At 29.9% G+C, this 19725-nt stretch carries 19 protein-coding genes and 1 pseudogene; 9 read left to right on the forward strand and 11 right to left on the reverse strand.

All coding sequences use genetic code 11. The features are described 5' to 3' along the window. Positions 1–15: 15 nt before the first annotated feature. The 9 genes from sfsA to grxD are packed head-to-tail and all read left to right on the forward strand — an operon-like array spanning position 16 to position 7213. Positions 16–702, forward strand: coding sequence for a DNA/RNA nuclease SfsA (gene sfsA, locus AMN80_RS03715; protein WP_075520634.1), 687 nt, complete (start codon positions 16–18; stop codon positions 700–702). Then, positions 695–1465 carry a type I methionyl aminopeptidase gene (map, locus tag AMN80_RS03720; RefSeq protein ID WP_075520635.1) on the forward strand — a complete coding sequence of 257 codons (771 nt, stop codon included), beginning with the start codon at positions 695–697 and terminating at the stop codon, positions 1463–1465. Before sfsA ends, map begins: the two co-directional genes overlap by 8 nt. Then, the gene (purB, locus tag AMN80_RS03725) at positions 1465–2757 is read left to right on the forward strand and encodes an adenylosuccinate lyase (protein ID WP_075520636.1); all 1293 of its coding nucleotides are present in this window, start codon (positions 1465–1467) and stop codon (positions 2755–2757) included. Before map ends, purB begins: the two co-directional genes overlap by 1 nt. Continuing rightward, on the forward strand, positions 2757–3545 hold the full coding sequence (purC, locus tag AMN80_RS03730; protein WP_075520637.1) for a phosphoribosylaminoimidazolesuccinocarboxamide synthase: 789 nt from the start codon (positions 2757–2759) through the stop codon (positions 3543–3545). The genes purB and purC overlap by 1 nt, the downstream gene beginning before the upstream one ends. Then, positions 3542–3775 (forward strand): phosphoribosylformylglycinamidine synthase subunit PurS, encoded by a 234-nt coding sequence (gene purS, locus AMN80_RS03735; RefSeq protein WP_075520638.1) that lies wholly within the window; start codon positions 3542–3544, stop codon positions 3773–3775. Before purC ends, purS begins: the two co-directional genes overlap by 4 nt. Position 3776: 1 nt before the next feature. After that, positions 3777–4460, forward strand: coding sequence for a phosphoribosylformylglycinamidine synthase I (gene purQ / locus AMN80_RS03740; RefSeq protein ID WP_075520639.1), 684 nt, complete (start codon positions 3777–3779; stop codon positions 4458–4460). After that, on the forward strand, positions 4457–6652 hold the full coding sequence (gene purL, locus AMN80_RS03745) for a phosphoribosylformylglycinamidine synthase subunit PurL (RefSeq protein WP_428844243.1): 2196 nt from the start codon (positions 4457–4459) through the stop codon (positions 6650–6652). The genes purQ and purL overlap by 4 nt, the downstream gene beginning before the upstream one ends. Then, positions 6652–6897 (forward strand): BolA/IbaG family iron-sulfur metabolism protein, encoded by a 246-nt coding sequence (locus tag AMN80_RS03750; protein WP_075520640.1) that lies wholly within the window; start codon positions 6652–6654, stop codon positions 6895–6897. Before purL ends, AMN80_RS03750 begins: the two co-directional genes overlap by 1 nt. After that, on the forward strand, positions 6881–7213 hold the full coding sequence (gene grxD / locus AMN80_RS03755) for a Grx4 family monothiol glutaredoxin (RefSeq protein WP_075520641.1): 333 nt from the start codon (positions 6881–6883) through the stop codon (positions 7211–7213). Before AMN80_RS03750 ends, grxD begins: the two co-directional genes overlap by 17 nt. Before the next feature lie 5 nt (positions 7214–7218). Here grxD and AMN80_RS05480 read toward each other — a convergent pair. The 11 genes and pseudogenes from AMN80_RS05480 to AMN80_RS03805 form a co-directional block, all read right to left on the reverse strand. Beyond that, a pseudogene (locus AMN80_RS05480) lies at positions 7219–7290 on the reverse strand (30S ribosomal protein S4); the annotation flags it as partial. 15 nt (positions 7291–7305) lie between these two features. Further along, positions 7306–9744 carry an autotransporter domain-containing protein gene (locus AMN80_RS03760; RefSeq protein WP_075520642.1) on the reverse strand — a complete coding sequence of 813 codons (2439 nt, stop codon included), beginning with the start codon at positions 9742–9744 and terminating at the stop codon, positions 7306–7308. Between the two features lie 64 nt (positions 9745–9808). Continuing rightward, on the reverse strand, positions 9809–10426 hold the full coding sequence (gene rpsD, locus AMN80_RS03765) for a 30S ribosomal protein S4 (protein ID WP_075520643.1): 618 nt from the start codon (positions 10424–10426) through the stop codon (positions 9809–9811). Positions 10427–10466: 40 nt separating this feature from the next. Continuing rightward, positions 10467–11180: an RNA methyltransferase gene (locus AMN80_RS03770; protein WP_075520644.1), complete on the reverse strand. Its 714-nt coding sequence runs from the start codon at positions 11178–11180 to the stop codon at positions 10467–10469. 3 nt (positions 11181–11183) lie between these two features. Then, a complete protein-coding gene (locus AMN80_RS03775) occupies positions 11184–12044 on the reverse strand; it encodes an urea carboxylase-associated family protein (protein WP_075520645.1) in 861 nt (286 codons plus the stop codon). Next, positions 12045–13646: a citramalate synthase gene (gene cimA / locus AMN80_RS03780; protein WP_075520646.1), complete on the reverse strand. Its 1602-nt coding sequence runs from the start codon at positions 13644–13646 to the stop codon at positions 12045–12047. It abuts the gene before it with no gap. Further along, a complete protein-coding gene (gene cysS, locus AMN80_RS03785; protein WP_075520647.1) occupies positions 13643–15004 on the reverse strand; it encodes a cysteine--tRNA ligase in 1362 nt (453 codons plus the stop codon). Before cysS ends, cimA begins: the two co-directional genes overlap by 4 nt. Before the next feature lie 45 nt (positions 15005–15049). Further along, positions 15050–15787 (reverse strand): NAD(+) synthase, encoded by a 738-nt coding sequence (gene nadE / locus AMN80_RS03790; RefSeq protein WP_075520648.1) that lies wholly within the window; start codon positions 15785–15787, stop codon positions 15050–15052. 37 nt (positions 15788–15824) lie between these two features. Continuing rightward, positions 15825–17204, reverse strand: coding sequence for a class II 3-deoxy-7-phosphoheptulonate synthase (locus tag AMN80_RS03795; protein WP_075520649.1), 1380 nt, complete (start codon positions 17202–17204; stop codon positions 15825–15827). A gap of 65 nt (positions 17205–17269) precedes the next feature. After that, the gene (glmS, locus tag AMN80_RS03800) at positions 17270–19090 is read right to left on the reverse strand and encodes a glutamine--fructose-6-phosphate transaminase (isomerizing) (protein WP_075520650.1); all 1821 of its coding nucleotides are present in this window, start codon (positions 19088–19090) and stop codon (positions 17270–17272) included. Between the two features lie 3 nt (positions 19091–19093). Continuing rightward, positions 19094–19702, reverse strand: a complete 609-nt coding sequence (locus AMN80_RS03805) for a DapH/DapD/GlmU-related protein (RefSeq protein ID WP_075520651.1) — start codon at positions 19700–19702, stop codon at positions 19094–19096. Between the last annotated feature and the right edge of the window lie 23 nt (positions 19703–19725).

The following is a 19725-nucleotide window of genomic DNA, read 5'->3' on the forward strand; positions in this document are numbered from 1 at the left end:
TATAAATTAAATATTATGAAATTTACCAATACTTTAATTAAAGGCAAATTAATCAAGCGATATAAAAGATTTTTTACAGATATAAAAGTAAATAATTCAATAGTTACGGCTCATTGTCCTAACACAGGTTCCATGAAAGGTCTTTTAGATAAAAATAATACGGTATTTTTGTCTAAAAGTGATGATCCAAAAAGAAAGTTGAAATTTACTTTGGAAATTATAGAAGCTAATAAAAAACTAGTTGGAGTAAATACTCACAGGGCAAATAAAATTGTTGCTGATGGATTAAACAAGGGATTGATAAACGAATTTAAATCCATAAAAAATATTAAACCTGAATTTAAATTTTCAAGTGATACTAGGTTCGATTTTTTATGTGATAAAAATATAATTGAAGTAAAAAATGTTACTCTTTTAAGAGATCAAAAAGTAGCTGAATTTCCTGACGCTGTTACTGAAAGAGGCGCTAAGCATCTAAAAAAGTTAATTGATGCTTTAAAACAAGGCTATAAACCATTTGTCTTATTTTTAACTCAAATACAAGGTATTAATAACTTTAAAATAGCTAAAGATATAGATTTAAATTATTACAAAAATTATTTAATAGCTAAAAAGAGTGGCGTAAAGTTTTTAGCCTATAGATGTTTATTAAGTAGCAAAGAAATTAAAATTGAAAAAAAAATAAATATTATTGATGAATAATTATTCTGAAAAATTTGAAAAAATGAGAAAAGCTGGGTCACTTGCATCTAATACCCTAGACATGATTACAGGTTACATTAAACCTGGTTTAAGCACTAATAAAATAGATGAATTGTGTTATGAATTTATCAAAGATAATGGTGGCCACTCAGCCCCACTTTATTATCGTGGTTTTAATAAATCTATATGCACATCATTAAATCATGTTGTTTGTCATGGAATACCAGGTGAGAGAGTTTTGGAAGATGGAGATATATTAAATATCGATGTGACTGCAATACTTCACAATCATTACGGTGATACAAGTCGAATGTTTACAGTAGGAAAACCCTCAGTCAAATCAATGAATTTAATTAATGTAACTTATGAGTCTTTAATGAAATCAATTGAAATTTTAAAACCTGGGAAAAAATTAGGTGACATTGGTCATGAAATACAAACTCATGTGGAAAAAGCAGGTTTTAGTGTTGTAAGAGATTTTTGTGGACATGGTATAGGCGATGTATTTCACCAAAGTCCAAATATATTACATTATGGAAAAAAGAATACAGGACCTGAATTACAACCTGGGATGACATTCACAATAGAGCCAATGATTAATGCTGGCAAATATGAGGTTAAAATTTTAAATGATGGATGGACAGCCGTAACTAAAGATAAGACCTTATCTGCGCAATTCGAACATACAGTTGGTATAACTGATAATGGATATGAAATTTTTACAGAATCTGTTAAAAACTTAAAGAGGCCTCCTTATAATTAATGATATCTAGATACTCAAGAAAAGAACTCACAAGTATTTGGTCTGAAGAGAATAAGTATAAAATTTGGCTTGATGTAGAGATAGCTGCAGCGCAAGCAATGGAAAAGCTTGGTCAAATACCTAGGGGTGTATCATCAATTGTAAGAAAAAAAGCAAGAATTAATGTTAAAAGGATTCATCAAATTGAAAGTCAAGTTAAACACGATGTAATTGCTTTTTTAACTTCTGTTACTGAAAAAGCCGGTATAAATGCAAGATATCTCCATCAAGGTATGACTTCATCTGATGTTTTGGATACTAGTTTTAATATTCAATTAGTTCAGTCTGGTAAAATAATTCTTAAAGACTTAGATCAAATTTTAAAAGTTTTAAAAAAACAAGCGAAAAAATATAAACATACTCCTTGTATGGGTAGAAGCCACGGTATTCATGCAGAACCAATTACATTTGGTTTAAAGTTAGCATCTTATTATGCAGAATTTAAAAGAAACAAAAAAAGATTAGAATTAGCAATTGATGAAGTGTCTACATGTGCAATATCTGGTGCTGTTGGTACTTTTGCAAATATTAATCCAAGCGTTGAAAAACATGTTGCAAAAAAATTAGGTTTAAAAATTGAACCGGTTTCAACTCAAGTAATTCCTCGGGACAGACATGCATTTTATTTTTCAGTTCTTGGTATAATAGCAGGATCTATTGAGAGAGTTGCAACCGAAATAAGACATTTACAAAGAACTGAAGTTTATGAATTACAAGAATTTTTTTCAAAGAAACAAAAAGGCTCATCTGCTATGCCACATAAAAAAAATCCAATATTAAGTGAAAATTTAACAGGCTTGGCAAGAATGGTTAGAAGCTCTGTTGTCCCAGCGCTAGAAAATATAGCCTTATGGCATGAAAGAGATATTTCACACTCAAGTGTTGAGAGAAACATAGGGCCAGATGCAAATATAACTTTAGACTTTGCATTGGTAAGACTTTCAAACGTACTGGACAACATGATCGTCTATCCAAAAAAAATGCTCCAAAATTTGAATATCACAAAGGGCCTAATCTTTTCTCAAGAACTAATGTTAGAGCTTACGAAAACTGGTTTATCAAGAGAAAAGTCATACAGAATCGTACAAAATTATGCAAAAAAATGCTTTGCTGAAAATTTAGATCTGATTAATGTTGTACAGTCTGACAAATATATAATGAGTAAAATTCCATCTAAAAAACTTAAAACTATTTTCAGTTATTCTAAACATTTTAAAAATGTAAATTTAATTTTTAGAAGAGTATTTAAATAATGAAAAAAGGTAAAAAACTTTACGAGGGTAAAGCCAAAATAATTTATGCAACTTCTGACAAAAATTATGTAATTCAATATTTTAAGGATGATGCCACTGCTTTCAATAATCAGAAAAAATCTGTGATAGATGGCAAAGGTGTATTAAACAATAGAATATCTGAACATATATTAAAGAATTTATCTCAAATCGGTATTAAAAATCATTTAGTGAAAAGATTAAATATGAGAGAACAATTAATAAAGTTTGTGGATATTTTACCAATTGAATTTATCGTAAGAAATATAGCAACAGGCTCTCTTACTAAAAGACTTGGTATAGTTGAAGGAACAGTCTTAAATGACCCATTGATTGAATATTGCTTGAAAAATGATGAGTTGGGAGATCCTTTGATTTCAAGAGAACATATTTATGCGTTTAATTGGGCAAAAAAGAATGAAATAGAAAAAATTAATAAGCAACTTCTAAGAATTAATGATTTTTTAATCGGTTTATTTAGAGGCGTCGGTATCAAACTTGTAGATTTTAAAGTTGAATTTGGAAAGGTAAGAAATTCAAGTAGAAACGAAATTATTCTTGCAGACGAGATAAGTCCTGATACATGCAGATTGTGGGATGCTAAGAGCGAAAAAAGATTAGATAAAGATAGATTCAGAAAAGATCTTGGAAATTTAATTCAAGCTTACAAAGAAGTCGCATCAAGACTTGGTATTTTATATGAAGAATCAAATATAAGAGAAGTAAATTTCAAAAAAGCAAAAGCTATTAAATTAAAAAAAAATAAATGAAAATCAAAGTTATTGTTACACCAAAAAATGGTGTTCTAGATCCACAAGGTAAAGCTATACAACAAACATTAAATAGTATGAATTTCATAGATGTAAGTGAAGTTAGACAAGGAAAATACTTTGAAATTGAAACAGATTTAAAAGATGAGAAAGATGCAAAAAAAAATGTTGAAGATATGTGTAAAAAACTCTTAGCAAATCTTGTGATTGAGGATTACAAAATCTTATAAAATGAAGTCATCTGTTATTATATTTCCAGGATCCAACTGTGATAGAGATATGGATGTGGCTCTTAAAAAATTTGGATTTAAAAATAAAATGGTATGGCACAATGATAATGTAATACCAAAATCAGATTTAGTTGTGTTGCCAGGTGGTTTTTCATATGGAGATTATTTGCGATGTGGAAGTATTGCAGCAAAGTCAAACATAATAAATTCAGTTATAGAATTTGCTAATAAAGGTGGTCTGGTTATTGGTATTTGCAATGGTTTCCAAATTTTAATAGAAACTGGTCTTGTTAATGGAGCTTTATTAAGAAATAAATATTTAAAATTTATTTGCAAAAATGTTTTTGTAAAAGCAAATAAAACACAAAATAAATATTTTAATAAAATTAAAAAAGATATCCTAGAACTACATATAGCTCATAATGATGGTAATTATTTTTGTTCCGAAGATGATTTAAAATTAATACAAGATAATGATCAAATTGCTGTTGAATATTGTGACATTAATGGTGAGGTGTCTGAAAAGTCCAATCCTAATGGGTCAATGAAAAATATAGCTGGTGTATTTAATAAAAAGAAAAATATTTTGGGTATGATGCCTCATCCAGAGCGTGTTATTGATAACTGTTTATCAAGTAATGATGGATCTTATTTTTTTGAAAATCTTTTGAGTAATATGAAATGATTAAGGTGAACGAAAAAATTGCAATAGATCATGGTCTTAAAAAAGATGAGTATAAAAGAATATGTGAGCTTTTAAAAAGAAATCCAAACATAACAGAATTAGGAATTTTCTCTGCCATGTGGAATGAACATTGCTCATATAAATCATCAAAAAAGCATCTTAAAAAACTTAATACAAAAGGAAAAAAAGTTATTCAAGGTCCAGGAGAAAATGCCGGAGTAATTGATATAGGTGATGATGATGCAATAGTTTTTAAAATTGAAAGTCATAATCACCCTTCCTTTATTGAACCTTATCAGGGAGCAGCTACTGGTGTTGGAGGAATTCTAAGAGATGTTTTTACAATGGGAGCACGTCCAATTGCTAATTTAAATTCTATACATTTTGGTTCCCCATCTAACAAAAAAACAAAAAGTCTTTTGAGGGGAGTGGTACAGGGAATTGGTGGGTATGGTAATTGTATAGGTGTACCAACTATTGCTGGTCAAACAAGTTTTGACGAGTCTTACAATGGCAATATTCTTGTTAATGCAATGACACTAGGTCTAGTGAAAAAAGATAAAATTTTTTACTCCAAGGCTGCTGGATTAAACAAGCCAGTTATTTATGTTGGATCAAAAACAGGAAGAGATGGAATTCATGGTGCAAGTATGGCTTCAGCAAAATTTGATGACAAAATTGAGGAAAAAAAACCTACAGTCCAAGTAGGTGACCCATTTACAGAAAAATTATTATTAGAGGCATGTCTTGAGCTAATGAGAGACGACTCAATTATTGCAATCCAAGATATGGGTGCAGCTGGGTTAACGTCTTCAAGCGTTGAGATGGCCTCAAAAGGAAAACTTGGTATTGAATTACATTTAGATAAGGTTCCATGTCGTGAGGAGAATATGTCTCCCTACGAAATTATGTTATCAGAAAGTCAAGAAAGAATGTTGATAGTACTTGAAAATGGTAAAGAAAATAAAGCAAAAGAAATTTTTGACAAATGGAATTTAGATTTTTCTGTAATTGGAAAAACTACAAACTCAAAAAATATTGAGCTGTATTTTAATAAAGATAAAGTTGCAAATATTCCTATTGATTTACTTTCTGAAGAAGCTCCTGAATACGACAGAAAATGGAAAAAAAGTAAATTGCCTCAAAAAATAAAGTTTAAAAAAAAAGATTTTAAAAATTTAAAAATTACTGAAGTTCTTAAGAAAATAATTTCAAGTCCAAATGTTTGTTCAAAAGAATGGATTTGGGAACAGTATGATCATACAGTAATGGGTGACACTATTCAAAAACCTGGTGGTGACGCTGGTGTTGTAAGAGTTCATGGAACTGAAAAAGCTATTGCTGCAACAGTAGACTCTTCAGCTTCTTATTGTTATGCACATCCTTTAAGTGGTGGTAAACAAATAGTATGCGAAACATGGAGAAACTTAATATCTGTAGGCGCTGAGCCAATTGCAATAACAAATTGTTTAAATTTTGGGAATCCGGAAAAATCTGAAAATATGGGTGAGTTTGTAGAATGTGTAGAAGGTTTAAATGAAGCAAGTAAATACCTAGACTTTCCAGTCGTTTCTGGAAATGTTTCTTTTTATAATGAGACTAAAGACAAAGGTATTAAACCAACGCCTGCTATTGGTGGAGTGGGGTTAATTAAAAATTATAAAGATATGATAACAATGGATTTAAAAGAAACTGGAAATATAATTCTTGTTGTTGGTAAAACTGAGGGTCATTTAGATCAAAGTATCTTTGCTAAAGAAATCTTAAATGAAAAAAAAGGACCACCTCCAGAAATAAATCTTTTTAATGAAAAAAATAATGGTGAAACTGTTTTAAAATTAATTAAAGATAAGTTCATAATGTCAGCTCATGATGTTTCTCTTGGAGGGATAATGACAGGAATTGCAAAGATGTGCATTAAGGGAAAAAAAGGAGTTAAATTTTATAAATTTAAAGGATTAATAGATAAATTTGAATACTTTTTTTCTGAAGATCAAGGAAGGTACATTGTTGAAGTAAAAAAAGAAAACTTTGAAAAAGTAAAAAAAATACTTGAAAAAAATTCAAATCATTATGATTTAATAGGTGAGGTAATCGGGGATAATATATCTATAAATAATGAGCCAACTTTATCAGTAGACAAATTAACAGAATTCAATAAAAATTGGCTAAATAAGTATATGGTAAACTAATGGCGATGAATTTAAAAGAAATTGAAAGTATGATTAAAGAGGCTTTGCCAGATGCTATAATTGATATTCAAGATTTAGCTGGTGATGGAAACCACTATTCAGCTACAATTACCTCTTCAGCATTTAATGGTAAAAGTAAAATTGAGCAACACAAAATGATTTATAATTCTTTAAAAGGTAAAATGGGAAATGAATTGCATGCTCTTGCATTAAAAACAAAGGAAAAAAATGGACCAACAAACTAAAGAATTAATTGAAAACAATATTAACACAAATGAAGTCTGTTTATTTATGAAGGGAACACCAGATGCACCTGAGTGTGGTTTTTCAATGGCAGTTGCAAATATGTTAAAAATTTTAGAAGTAAGTTTTAAAAGTGTTAATGTGCTTAGTGATCAAAGTATAAGAGAGGGTATAAAAAAATTTAGTGAATGGCCTACTGTTCCGCAATTATATGTTAAAAAGGAATTTGTTGGCGGGTGTGATATTGTTAAAGAGATGTTTGAAAACGGGGAACTCAAAAAGCTTTTTGAAGACAAACAGATTAAATATAAAAAATAATTATATCTAGAGTAATATTCAATAACTAAGTTAGGTTCCATAACTACTGGATATGGGACTTCTTCAAATATTGGTGTTCAGTTTAAAAAGACTTAAAACTTTTTTGCCAATTCTATTGTTGCGCCATAGTCATCTATTTCGCTAAGTAAATTATAGTTTGAACTTAATTTTACATCAAAACCGTTTATATCTTGATTAAAATTAATCCTTGCAGTTTCATTTTCCAGCTCTAAAACAAACTCTTCATTTCTATGAGTAACATATCCAGTTAAAAAATATAAAGTATCACTATGACTATTTTCAGTTTGGAATCTCTCATAAAAAAACATCATTGAAAGACCCGTTTCATTTAATATATCAAAACCAATTTTACCTTTAATACTCTCATCGTCCTCTTGATCAATAGATTTAGTATATTTTGTGTTGGAGTCTGACACATAGTTTAAAGAAACATCGGAACTTGGGCTAAGATCATAGCCAAAGTCTAAAGCCATGGACGGTCTTAAAATGAAATCCTTTTTCAAAATTTCATTACTTACAATAAAACCTCCCGATATACCTAGAGTCTCAACAGTTTGTTTGTCGTACTGAAGGGCATTAATTCCTTTTTCACTATAATCATCTAAAGTTGTATAGCTAATATCTAGTTTAAAGTTTGGGGATATGTCTCTATTATCTTTTTTAAAAGTATTTATATAGTGCAAAGACCCAAAAACTTGATTTCCATCTCTATCACCATTTAAAGTATTGTTGCCATCTTTTCTTATATTTTTGAAATCGAGCATACTTAACCCTAAAATTCCCTCTAAATATTTATTTTTTCCAATGTTGAGTGTTCTATAAGTTGAAAAACTGTATGCATCAATATCTGTAGATGTGCCCTTATTACTCACATCTACATCCTCATCGGTGTAAGTAATAGTGTAACCTTGTACGGTTTTTTCATCAGTTTTTTTATCAAATCCTAATGTTATTGCATTTGAAGAAATATCCTTTCTTGATGAATTTTTAGTGCTACCAACTCCTCCAACACTTACACTACCCTCACTCCAAAATAACCAATTTTCGTTTATATTTTTTTGAGGTTTGTTATAATTGATTGATTGAAAAAGTACTTCTGAAAGTTTTTTTAGTTTAGGGTCAACAAAATTTAGGTTAATACTTTGAGGTTTTAAATCTTCTTCCAAGCTATAACCTCTAATCCAATTAAGTCTATTGAAAATTGGGCTGATTACATGCGAAAGTATTTTTTTAGGTGCACTAGTTTGAGCTTCGATCAATCCTACTACATCTTTATTATTTAATGGATTTGATCTTGTGGTTCCAGTTGAAAAATTATAAGTAGTTTTATCAGTACTTGGTATCCCGGCATAATTATTTCTTGAAATATCTATGATTGCAGTTGCATCTATCTGAACGTAATAATCTGAATTTATCTCTAAATCAGATGATGGATTCAAAGTTATTTGAGTATTACTTGTTAAAGTTGCATCAGTTTCCACATTAAAAGTTTGCACAACACTATCGTCACTAGCTTTTTTTAAAGTAATATTTCCACTTCCAATTTTAATAATTTCACTGAAATTTAAGACTATATTTGTGGAACAATCTACATCTGTTTCATTATCACTTGGTGAAGATGAACTTAATGTTGGGGCAGTTCCTGGAAAATCACTATTATCCCAACTAGGGCTATTAATAAGCGTTCCGTCATTGTTATTTATCTCTCCAAATAATGTGGATGATCCTGTTCCATTATTTTCCCCATTTACCTCATCATCCATTGACCAATATTCACTTAAAGATCCTGAGGAGGCATAATCACCATAATTCTCGCCTGCATATAAAGTTTCTCCCCCATTATATAATTGTACTATTTCAGCGTCAGAGAGTGTTGAACTCCATATACCCACCTCGTCTATTTTTCCGTTAAAATGATATTTTACTTTATTGTCAGCATTATTTGGAATATGAGGATATTTGTTAGTTCTACCAGCACCTATGTACAATCTTTGATTTGTGTTTTCAACAATTGGAACTCTGGCATTATTTCCATTTGCTATCATAACACCATCAACATAAAGTTTCATTACGTTCGTAGACTCTTGAAATGTTACGGTCTGCATTTGCCAGGTTCCAATATTTATGTCTGTGGTGGAATTCACTTGTGCCCAGGTATCATCATCAGCTCCATCACCTGCCCAAAAAGACCATTCTTCATCAGCTGCTATATAAACCATGAAGCCACCTCCTTCATCGCCATTAATCGTGTCTGTTCGAGATGTCACTGCTGACTGATAATCACTTGAAGCTCCTGTTTTTACCCAAACATTAACTGAAAAATCACCTGTTGGGTTCATTGACGCGTCAAAAGGAAAGTCTACATAATTTGTTGATCCATCAAAACTCAATGAATAATCAGCTGAAAAAGCATAATTTTTATAACCTAGAAAAGAAACTAAAAATAAAATTGTAAAATTATTTTTATAATTACAAAAAAATTTTAAATATATATTTGAAAATAATTTCATTTAATTCAAATATAAACTAAATACTTAAATTATTAACCAATATTTTATATTAAAAAAAATAATTTTATCTAGAGTAATATTCAATAACTAAGTTAGGTTCCATGACTACTGGATAAGGAACTTCTTCGAATTTTGGCGTTCTAACAAATTTAATTTTTCTATTTTTCTCATCAACTTGTAGATATTCGGGCGTTTCTCTCTCTTTACTTGCTAATGCTATATCTATTATAGCTAATTGTTTAGATTTATCTCTTATTTCTACAGTGTCCTCATCTCTTAACTGGTAGCTTGATATATTAACTTTCTTACCATTAACTCTTACGTGACCATGATTGATAAATTGTCTTGATGAAAAAATTGTTGTTGAAAATTTAGCTCTGTAAACAACTGAGTCTAATCTTCTCTCTAATAAACCTATTAAGTTTTCAGCAGTATCACCTTTCTTCATAATAGCTTTTCTATACACATTTCTAAATTGTCTCTCGTTTAAATTTCCGTAATAAGATTTTAGTTTTTGTTTTGCCTGAAGTTGAATACCATAATCTGATGGTTTAGAATTTTTGGTCTGGCCATGCTGTCCAGGAGGATAAGCTCTTTTGTTGAATGGACTTTTGGGTCTTCCCCAAAGGTTGACTTTTAATCTTCTATCAACTTTATGTTTAGATTTTAATCTTTTCGTCATTAATTATTGGGTCTTATAAAGATACATAAAATTTTGTCAATCAGCGTTTTTTTCCTAAACTTGCAAATACACTTGATAAAATACGAGTTTCTTTATCAGATAATTCCATCTTGTAAAAAATATTTCTTAAATTTTCAAGCATTATAGGTTTCTTTTCTTTTTGTTTAAAAAAATTTATTTGATTGAGATGTTTTATACAAAGATTAGTCATTGCTAAAATTTCTTTTTTAGAAGCTGCTTTAAACTTTTTGGTTTTTTTTGGTTTAAATTTCTCTTTAGATAATAGATTTGAAATGTATTGAGCTATAATTATAAGGCTATGAGATAAATTTAATGATTTAAAATTTTTATCAGTAGAAATACTTAGAGTATAATTTGTATAGGTTATTTCATTATTTGATAAACCAGATGCCTCTGAGCCAAACAAAAATCCAACTTTTTTTTTGAAATTTATTTTTTTTAAATCTTTTAATTCTATATGTTTAATATTCTTATTTCTAATTCTTGCAGTTGTTGCAATCAAAATATCAATCCGACCAATTACGTTTTCAAGATTTTCATATACTTTACTTTTTTTAATAATATCTTTTGCTCCAACTGATGTGGCTATTATTTTGTCATTAGGAAATAAAGGCTTAGGGTCTATTAATACAAGTTTATTAAAACCAAAATTTTTTATGCCTCTTGCGCATGCGCCTATGTTTTCTGAAAGCTGAGGCTTATGTAAAATAAACGTAACATTGCCTTTAGCCATAAGTTATTTAATTCCGTGATTTCTATTATAACTAGATGTTTTTGAAAAACTTATCCCGTCTAAATATTTTTTATCAACATCCCAAATAGATACTTTTAAAGGATAGCATTTAGCAACATCAGATGAATGTTCTGAACCACAATCTCCACCTGGGCATGCAGATAGAGCGCCTAATAAATTTGTTTCTGCAAAAAACTCCAAATAATCTCCAGGTCTTACTGGGCTTGATTTCATAAAATATTGTTTTGTATCATTAGTAAAACCAGTGAGCATAAAAACATTCAATACATCATGAACTATCTTTTCAGCTTCATCTAATTTGATATTTTTTTCTTTTACCAAAGCTCTAGTTAAATTTGAGTGACAACAGTAATGGTAATCTTTATCTGAAATTAGCTTAGATGTGTAAGGATCACATCTTGTGCCAATAACATCATGGACTGAACCTCCATCTTTATCATAACCATACCAGTCTAAAGTATCCCATGTTATTGTAGCTAAAGACCTAAGATAAGGAAAGCTACTAAACATTTTATCACCTACTGAAATATGGGTTCCATATAAAGCTCTAGTTTTGCCAGAATAAAATTTTTCATCTAAATTTTCAGCATTAAATATATTTAGATCACCAACCTGCGGGCCTTCAACGCTTTCTATCCTAAAAAAATTACCTGATTTAACATTAAATGTTTTAGCATCTCTTGGTGGTACTATAACTTCATCAATTTGTTTAAGGTGTTTTCTCGCTTCATGTAATATTTTAAGATTGTTGTTTATTTTATCATTTGGATAACAAACAACAGGCTTAGCACCTACTCTACTTTTAATATCTGTAGGTTTCTCAGAAAACTTTTTAATTTTCATCTATTTGCTTGCGGGAGCTTTGTCTTTGAACAATTTAAAATCAAGACTATCGATTAAAGCTTTAAAAGATGCATCAATTATGTTTGGTGAGACACCTATAGTGAACCAATTCTTTCCTTGGGAGTCAGTGCTCTCAATCGATACTCTAGTAGTAGCTTCTGTACCTGTATTTAGAATTCTAACCTTATAATCAACAAGTTTAAGATCTTTTAAATATTTGGAATATTTTTCTAATTTTGTTACATTTTTTCTTATGGCATTATCAAGTGCGTGAACAGGTCCATTGCCCTCACCTTCACAAATAATTTGCTCACCATCAACTTCTAGTTTTGCTTTTGCTTTAGAAATAATTTGTTCTTGCTTGTTTTTTGATACTGATACATCGTATTCTTTAATAGAAATATATCTTGGTATTTCGCCCATAACTCTTCGAGCTAATAACTCAAAAGATGCATCAGCACCATCATAGCTGTAGCCTATAAACTCTCTATCTTTTACTTCCTCAAGTAATTTTTTTATTTTTGGATCATTTTCCTCAATCTCAATTCCAATAGTTTTTAGTCTTGATAGTATATTGGATTTACCTGACTGATCTGAGACGACAATATTTCTATTATTACCTACATCATCTGGATTTATATGTTCATAAGTTTTGGGATTCTTTTGAACTGCTGACACGTGTAAACCACCTTTATGAGAAAATGCTGCAGCTCCAACATAAGGTAAATGTTTGTTTGGCTTTCTATTTAATATCTCATCAAGCAATCTAGAACATTGAGTTATATGTTTTATATTTTTTTCTTTAATGTTTATTTCAAATTTATCTGATAATTCTTTTTTAAGATGAAATGTTGGTATAATTGACATTAAGTTTGCGTTACCACATCTTTCACCTAAACCATTTATTGTTCCTTGAATTTGTCTTGCTCCAGATAATACAGCTGCAATTGAGTTTGCTACTGCATTACCCGTATCATTATGCGCGTGTATTCCTAAGTTTTCGCCAGGTATATGTTCTGATACTTCTTTGACTATTTTAGTTACCTCATGAGGAAGTGTTCCTCCATTTGTGTCACAAAGCACAATCCATTTAGCTCCATTGTCATAAGCAGCTTTAACACATGCTAATGCATACTTTGGATTAGCTTTATAACCATCAAAAAAATGTTCAGCATCAAACATAAACTCTTTATTATTTTTAACAAAATGTTTTGTAGTTTCTTTTATGTTTTCTAAGTTTTCTTCGTTTGAAATTCCTAATGCCACATCAACATGGAAATCCCATGACTTTCCTACTACACAGACTGCATTTGTATTTGAATTAAGTATTGCAGACAATCCAGGATCATTTTCAGCACTCCTACCTGCTTTCTTGGTCATTCCAAAAGCTGTAAAAGTAGAATTTTTAAGATCTAAACCTTTTTGAAAAAATTCAGTATCAGATGGATTAGCACCTGGCCAGCCACCCTCAATATAATCAACACCTAAATTATCTAACGCATGAGCTATTTTTGTTTTCTCATCAATAGAAAAATGGACACCTTGAGTTTGTGCACCATCTCTTAATGTCGTATCAAATATATAAAGTCTTTCTTTACTCATTTTAATTTCCAGGTTGTTTTATCATCTTTATCTTCAATTAAAACACCTTTGTCTAAAAGTTCATTTCTTATTTTGTCAGCTAATTCGTAATTTTTATTATCTCTTGCTATGTTCCTCTCTTTAATTTTTTGTAAAATTTCTTTTTCCGAAATATTCAAATTGCTTTTTTTAAATTCAAGCCATTTTGACTTAGGCTCAATAAGAAGACCTATAAAGTTACAAGCTGTTGTAAATATTTCTTTATCATTGTCAGAGCCTTTTGCTGCCTTATCATAAAGTTTGTGAATATTGCTTATGTATCCAGGTGTATTTAGATCATCATATAGAGGACTCAAATCTTTTTCATTTATTAATACTTTTCCGTTTGGTGACTTATAACACTCATACCACTTATCTAAAGTTTTTTGAGACTGTATAAGTAAATTATCATTCCAATCTAGTGGTTGTTTATAATGAGTTGAGATCAATGCTAGCCTTAAAACTTGTCCATTATATTTAGAATGAAAGTCTTTTATTTTAAAAACATTACCTTGCGATTTTGCCATCTTTTCATTTGAAATTGTGATAAATCCATTGTGTACCCAATAATTAGAAAATGATTTATTTCCATTAGCACATCTTGACTGTGCAATTTCATTTTCATGGTGGGGAAAAATTAGATCTCTTCCGCCCCCATGTATATCAAAAGTATCACCTAAAAATTTTTTTGACATTGCCGAACACTCTAGGTGCCAGCCAGGCCTACCTCTACCCCAAGGAGAATTCCAACCTGGTTCATCATCATTAGATGGTTTCCATAAAACAAAATCCTCAGGATTTTTTTTATTTTTAGAAACTTCTACTCTGGCACCCGCTAATAACTCATCAATATTTTTATTTGATAATTTACCGTAATCCTTAAATGTCGAAACATCAAAATAAACATTAGAATTATTTTCATATGCATTTCCTTTTTTTAAAAGAGTATTTATCATATCAATCATTAATGAAATATTTTCAGTTGCTTTCGGTTCAAAAGAGGGTTTTTCACATTTAAGATACTCACAATCTTGATTAAAACTTTTAGTAATATTTTCAGAAAGTTTATTTATTGATATTTTTTTTTGTTTTGAACTTTCTATAATTTTATCATCGATATCTGTAATATTTCTTACGTAAGTAACTGATGATTTGCCATACTTACACTTTAAAACTTTAAACAATATGTCAAAAATTACTAGTGGTCTTGCGTTTCCAATGTGTGGATCATCATATACAGTTGGTCCACATACATACATTCCAATTTTTTTCTCATTAATTGGTTTAAATATTTCTTTTTTTCCAGCAAGTGTATTGCTTAAATATATATCTTTGTTCATTGTATAAGGAATATACTTTTAATTTAGATTTGTGAATCTAATTGATTAATTAGGAATCTTGCATACTGGAATTGGCTCCATTTTATGCAAATTTGTTTTTCTTATTTGAATGTATTTATCTCTATTTTTTGAATTTTCGTTGTCCATGGCCTCCTCTATCTCTTTATAAGATAACCCAAGTTGACCCTCATCTGTTCTACCATCATCCCATAATCCATCAGTTGGTGCAGCATTAATTATATCGTCAAGAATTTTTAGTTCTCTTCCAAGTTCCCAAACTTCTGTCTTATTGCAGTCAGCTATTGGAGAAATATCAACACCACCATCACCATATTTAGTATAAAAACCTACACCAAAATCCTCAACTTTGTTTCCTGTTCCAACAACGATTCCATTATTTGCAGCAGCAACTTGATAGAGTGTCGTCATTCTCAATCTAGCTCTAGAATTGGCCATTCCATGTATACTATCAAATTTACCTAAGGTGTTTTCAAAAGTTTTAAATAAACTATCTAGCTCTAAAGTGTGACCCTGCACATTTTTGAAATTTGTTTTTAACCATTCTTGATGTCTTAGACTTAAATCATGTTGAGTATCTTTTTGCTTTATTGGCATAGATAAAACTATAGTTTTTAGGCCTGTCATTGCACTTAATGTGCTTGATACAGATGAATCTATACCTCCAGATATACCAATTACCAATGACTCAGCCTTTTTTGGCATTGAATTTACGTAACTTAAAATCCAATTTTTTATAAAAATCGCTTTTTTAGATGTGTCCATGATTTAAATATAGTGTAAAAATTAAATATTTAAATGACTAAGATGCCGCTTTAATTGCATTTCTTGCATAATTGGAATTCTTTTTAATCTCATCAGAAATTAAAAAAGCTAATTCCAAAGCTTGGTCTGCGTTTAATCTTGGGTCACAATGAGTATGATATCTGCTTGATAAATCTTGATCAGATATATTTTTAGCACCGCCGGTACATTCTGTCACATTTTGACCTGTCATTTCTATATGAAGTCCACCAGCATAAGATCCTTCACTTTGGTGAACCTCAAAAACATTTTTTACCTCTTTAACAACATTATTAAATGGTCTTGTTTTAAAACCAGTTGTTGAGACTAAAGTATTGCCGTGCATCGGATCGCATGACCACACAACATTTAATCCCTCTTTTTTTATTCCTCTTATTAATTTCGGCAAAAACTTTTCAACTTTATCATGCCCATATCTCGATATAAGGGTAATTTTTCCTTTTTCATTTTTTGGATTTATAGCTTCACATATTTTAGCAATTTCATCAGCTTTTGAAGTTGGTCCACATTTAATACCGATTGGATTTTCAATCCCTCTGCAGAATTCAACATGGCCACCATCTAATTGTCTAGTTCTATCTCCAATCCAAACAAAGTGAGCTGAAGTATTATGATATTCACCTGTTGTTGAGTCAGTTCTTGTCATACTTTCTTCATAAGGTAAGTGAAGAGCTTCATGTGAAGTCCAAAAATTAACTGTGTATAGTCTTCTATTAAATTCTGGTGTTATTCCACAAGCAGCCATAAATCCAAGAGCATCAGCAATTTTGTCTTCTAATTCTTTAAATTTTTTAACTTGAGGACTATTTTTAATATAACCTAAATTCCATAAGTGGACTTTTTTTAAATCTGCAAAACCTCCGTGCGAAAAAGCTCTCAATAAATTTAATGTCGCTGCGGATTGTGAATAAGCTCTGAACAATCTCTTTGGATCTGGTCTTCTAGCCTTCTCATTAAATTCAATTGAATTTATATTGTCTCCTAAATAGCTAGGTAATTCTTTTCCACCTTGTTTTTCAGTTGGTGCACTTCTTGGTTTAGAGAATTGGCCCGCAATTCTACCAAGCTTAACAACTGGCAAAGATGCTGAATATGTTAAAACAAGTGACATTTGCAAAATAACTTTAAAAGTATCTCTTATATTATCAGGATGAAATTCTGCAAAACTTTCTGCACAGTCTCCTCCTTGAAGTAAAAATGCCTTACCATCTACAACTTCAGCAAGTTGATCTTTTAAATGTCTGGTCTCTCCAGCAAAAACTAATGGTGGTGATGACTTTAATTTATTCAACACCATGTTAAGTTCTTTCTCATCATCGTAAGATGGAATGTGCTTAACTGGATATTTTCTCCAAGAATTAACTTTCCAATTTTTCATATTTCAACCTTAAGATGAATATATATCCAAATTATGTCAAATTAGAATAGATAATATAAAAAAAATTACTCTACAGTTACTGATTTTGCTAGGTTTCTGGGTTTATCAATGTCGTAACCTTTTTTTAGAGCAGTATAGTAAGCTAATTTTTGAAGTGGAATTGTTATTAAAAAAGGCAACAAATCATCTTCTGTATTCTCAACTTCAATTTTTTGCCAAATATTTTCTGAGAATATCTCATCAGTGCTTTTGTTTGTTATTAATAAAACTTTAGCACCTCTTGCTATAACCTCTTGCATATTGGACATTGTTTTTTTGTAATATTCATCTCTTGGAGCAATAACTACAACTGGCATACCATCTTCTATTAATGCTAAAGGACCATGTTTCATTTCACCAGCTGGATAACCTTCTGCATGAATATAGGATAATTCTTTTAATTTAAGTGCGCCTTCAAGTGCTATTGGATATGAGTAACCTCTACCTAAAAACATAGAACCTTTTATATTTGTAAAACTATTTGATATGGTTTGAATATCGTTTTCAGATTTTAAAGAAAGCTCTATATTTTTTGATAAATTTAATAAGCTTTTGATTTTTGAAATATAATCTTTTTTCTTAATATCATCATTAAGTTTACCCATTTTAAGACATAATAAATAAAGTACTAACATTTGTCCTAAAAAAGCTTTTGTTGAGGCAACACCAATTTCTGGACCACAATGTATCGGTAAAACAAATTTTGAGTCTCTTGCAATTGAGCTTTCTACTACATTTACAACAGAACATGTTTTCACATTATTTTTATTACATAAATCTAAAGCTGCATAAGTATCAGCTGTTTCTCCAGATTGAGAAACAAAGACGTACAAAGTCTCTTTTTTAAATCTATTTTTTCTGTAACGAAATTCTGATGCAATATCTATATGAACATCAAAAGAGGTAAGTTGTTCAAACCAATATTTTGCAATTAAACAAGAATGATAAGCAGTCCCACAACCTACTAATGTAATTGATGATATATCTTTTATTTTCCAGGGAAAATTAAAAATACTTATTTCATTATTTTTTTTATCAATATATTCATTTATGCAATTTTTAATTGTTAGTGGCTGTTCGTCAATCTCTTTAGCCATAAAGTGTTTGTAATCACCTTTATTATAATTTTGTTCATCAGTTGTTAATGAAAGGATCTTCTTATTTATTTTTTTTCCTTGTTCGTTAAAGAAGCTTACTTCTGTTTTTTTGATAATACAAAATTCACCATCATCTAAGTAGGTAATTTTATTAGTCATAGATTTTAATGCATAAGAATCTGAACCTAGGTAATTTTCACCTGGACCATAACCAACTGCTAGGGGTGAGCCTCTTCTTGCACCAACAATTAAGTCTGGTTCATCTTTAAAAATTATTCCTAATGCAAAACTACCATGAAGTTTTTTTAAAACTTTTGTTAATGTGTCTATTAAATTATTTTTTTTTAAATATTCTGTAATTAAATGTACAATCACCTCTGTGTCTGTTTGAGATTTAAATTTATGTCCCTTTTTAACTAAAAATTTTTTTAATAGAGTTGAGTTTTCTATAATGCCGTTATGAACTACTGAAACGTTGTCTGATGAGTGAGGGTGAGCATTTAAAGTGCTAGGTATACCATGAGTAGCCCATCTAACATGACCTATTCCTAAATTTCCTAGCAATTTATTTTTAATAATATTTTTTTCAAGATTGTCTACTCTTCCCTCACACTTTACTTCTTGAATATATCCGCTATTTAATGTTGCAATACCAGCTGAGTCATATCCTCTATATTCTAATTTTCTGAGTGAGTTTAAAATAGTTGATGTGACTTCTTTATTACTATTAATTCCTATAATACCGCACATAATTTATTTTCTTCTTTTATACTTAGATTGTAATTGAGCTGATCTGGTTAAAGCCAAATTTCCGTCTTTAACATTTTGAGTAATTACAGATCCTGCACCAATAGTAGAGTTTCGTCCTATTTTAACTGGTGCAACTAGACATGAATTTGAACCAACAAATGAATTATCCCCAATTAAAGTTTTACTTTTTCTAATTCCATCATAGTTACATGTAATTGTTCCAGCACCAATATTTGCTGAGTTTCCAATAATTGTATCACCAATGTAACTTAAATGACTAACTTTTGAATTTTTCATAATTTTACTTTTTTTAACTTCTACAAAATTTCCTACTTTTGAATTCTTTTCTAAAATTGTTCCAGGTCTCAACCTACAAAATGGACCAACAGATACGTTTTCATTAATTACGACACCTTCAATATGAGAAAAAGATAATATTTTTACGTTATTTTTGATTTTTACTTTTGAGCCAATTACAACGAAAGGCTCAATCGTCACATTTTTTCCAATTTTAGTATCTTTAGAAAAATAAACTGTATTTGGGTCTATCATTTTAACACCCTGTTTAATAAATTTATTTCTAATTTTTTTTTGTAAATTTATTTGTTTCATTGATTTTTTCTTATAGTTAAGTA

The organism is Candidatus Pelagibacter communis (assembly GCF_001179985.1).
GTDB classification, from domain to species: Bacteria; Pseudomonadota; Alphaproteobacteria; order Pelagibacterales; family Pelagibacteraceae; genus Pelagibacter; species Pelagibacter ubique_J.

Bases quoted from the DNA above. Each gene is read 5' to 3' on its own strand.
- sfsA (WP_075520634.1), top strand. From the start codon at position 16: ATGAAATTTACCAATACTTTAATTAAAGGCAAATTAATCAAGCGATAT.
- map (WP_075520635.1), top strand. From the start codon at position 695: ATGAATAATTATTCTGAAAAATTTGAAAAAATGAGAAAAGCTGGGTCA.
- purB (WP_075520636.1), top strand. From the start codon at position 1,465: ATGATATCTAGATACTCAAGAAAAGAACTCACAAGTATTTGGTCTGAA.
- purC (WP_075520637.1), top strand. From the start codon at position 2,757: ATGAAAAAAGGTAAAAAACTTTACGAGGGTAAAGCCAAAATAATTTAT.
- purS (WP_075520638.1), top strand. From the start codon at position 3,542: ATGAAAATCAAAGTTATTGTTACACCAAAAAATGGTGTTCTAGATCCA.
- purQ (WP_075520639.1), top strand. From the start codon at position 3,777: ATGAAGTCATCTGTTATTATATTTCCAGGATCCAACTGTGATAGAGAT.
- purL (WP_428844243.1), top strand. From the start codon at position 4,457: ATGATTAAGGTGAACGAAAAAATTGCAATAGATCATGGTCTTAAAAAA.
- AMN80_RS03750 (WP_075520640.1), top strand. From the start codon at position 6,652: ATGGCGATGAATTTAAAAGAAATTGAAAGTATGATTAAAGAGGCTTTG.
- grxD (WP_075520641.1), top strand. From the start codon at position 6,881: ATGGACCAACAAACTAAAGAATTAATTGAAAACAATATTAACACAAAT.
- AMN80_RS03760 (WP_075520642.1), bottom strand. From the start codon at position 9,744: ATGAAATTATTTTCAAATATATATTTAAAATTTTTTTGTAATTATAAA.
- rpsD (WP_075520643.1), bottom strand. From the start codon at position 10,426: ATGACGAAAAGATTAAAATCTAAACATAAAGTTGATAGAAGATTAAAA.
- AMN80_RS03770 (WP_075520644.1), bottom strand. From the start codon at position 11,180: ATGGCTAAAGGCAATGTTACGTTTATTTTACATAAGCCTCAGCTTTCA.
- AMN80_RS03775 (WP_075520645.1), bottom strand. From the start codon at position 12,044: ATGAAAATTAAAAAGTTTTCTGAGAAACCTACAGATATTAAAAGTAGA.
- cimA (WP_075520646.1), bottom strand. From the start codon at position 13,646: ATGAGTAAAGAAAGACTTTATATATTTGATACGACATTAAGAGATGGT.
- cysS (WP_075520647.1), bottom strand. From the start codon at position 15,004: ATGAACAAAGATATATATTTAAGCAATACACTTGCTGGAAAAAAAGAA.
- nadE (WP_075520648.1), bottom strand. From the start codon at position 15,787: ATGGACACATCTAAAAAAGCGATTTTTATAAAAAATTGGATTTTAAGT.
- AMN80_RS03795 (WP_075520649.1), bottom strand. From the start codon at position 17,204: ATGAAAAATTGGAAAGTTAATTCTTGGAGAAAATATCCAGTTAAGCAC.
- glmS (WP_075520650.1), bottom strand. From the start codon at position 19,090: ATGTGCGGTATTATAGGAATTAATAGTAATAAAGAAGTCACATCAACT.
- AMN80_RS03805 (WP_075520651.1), bottom strand. From the start codon at position 19,702: ATGAAACAAATAAATTTACAAAAAAAAATTAGAAATAAATTTATTAAA.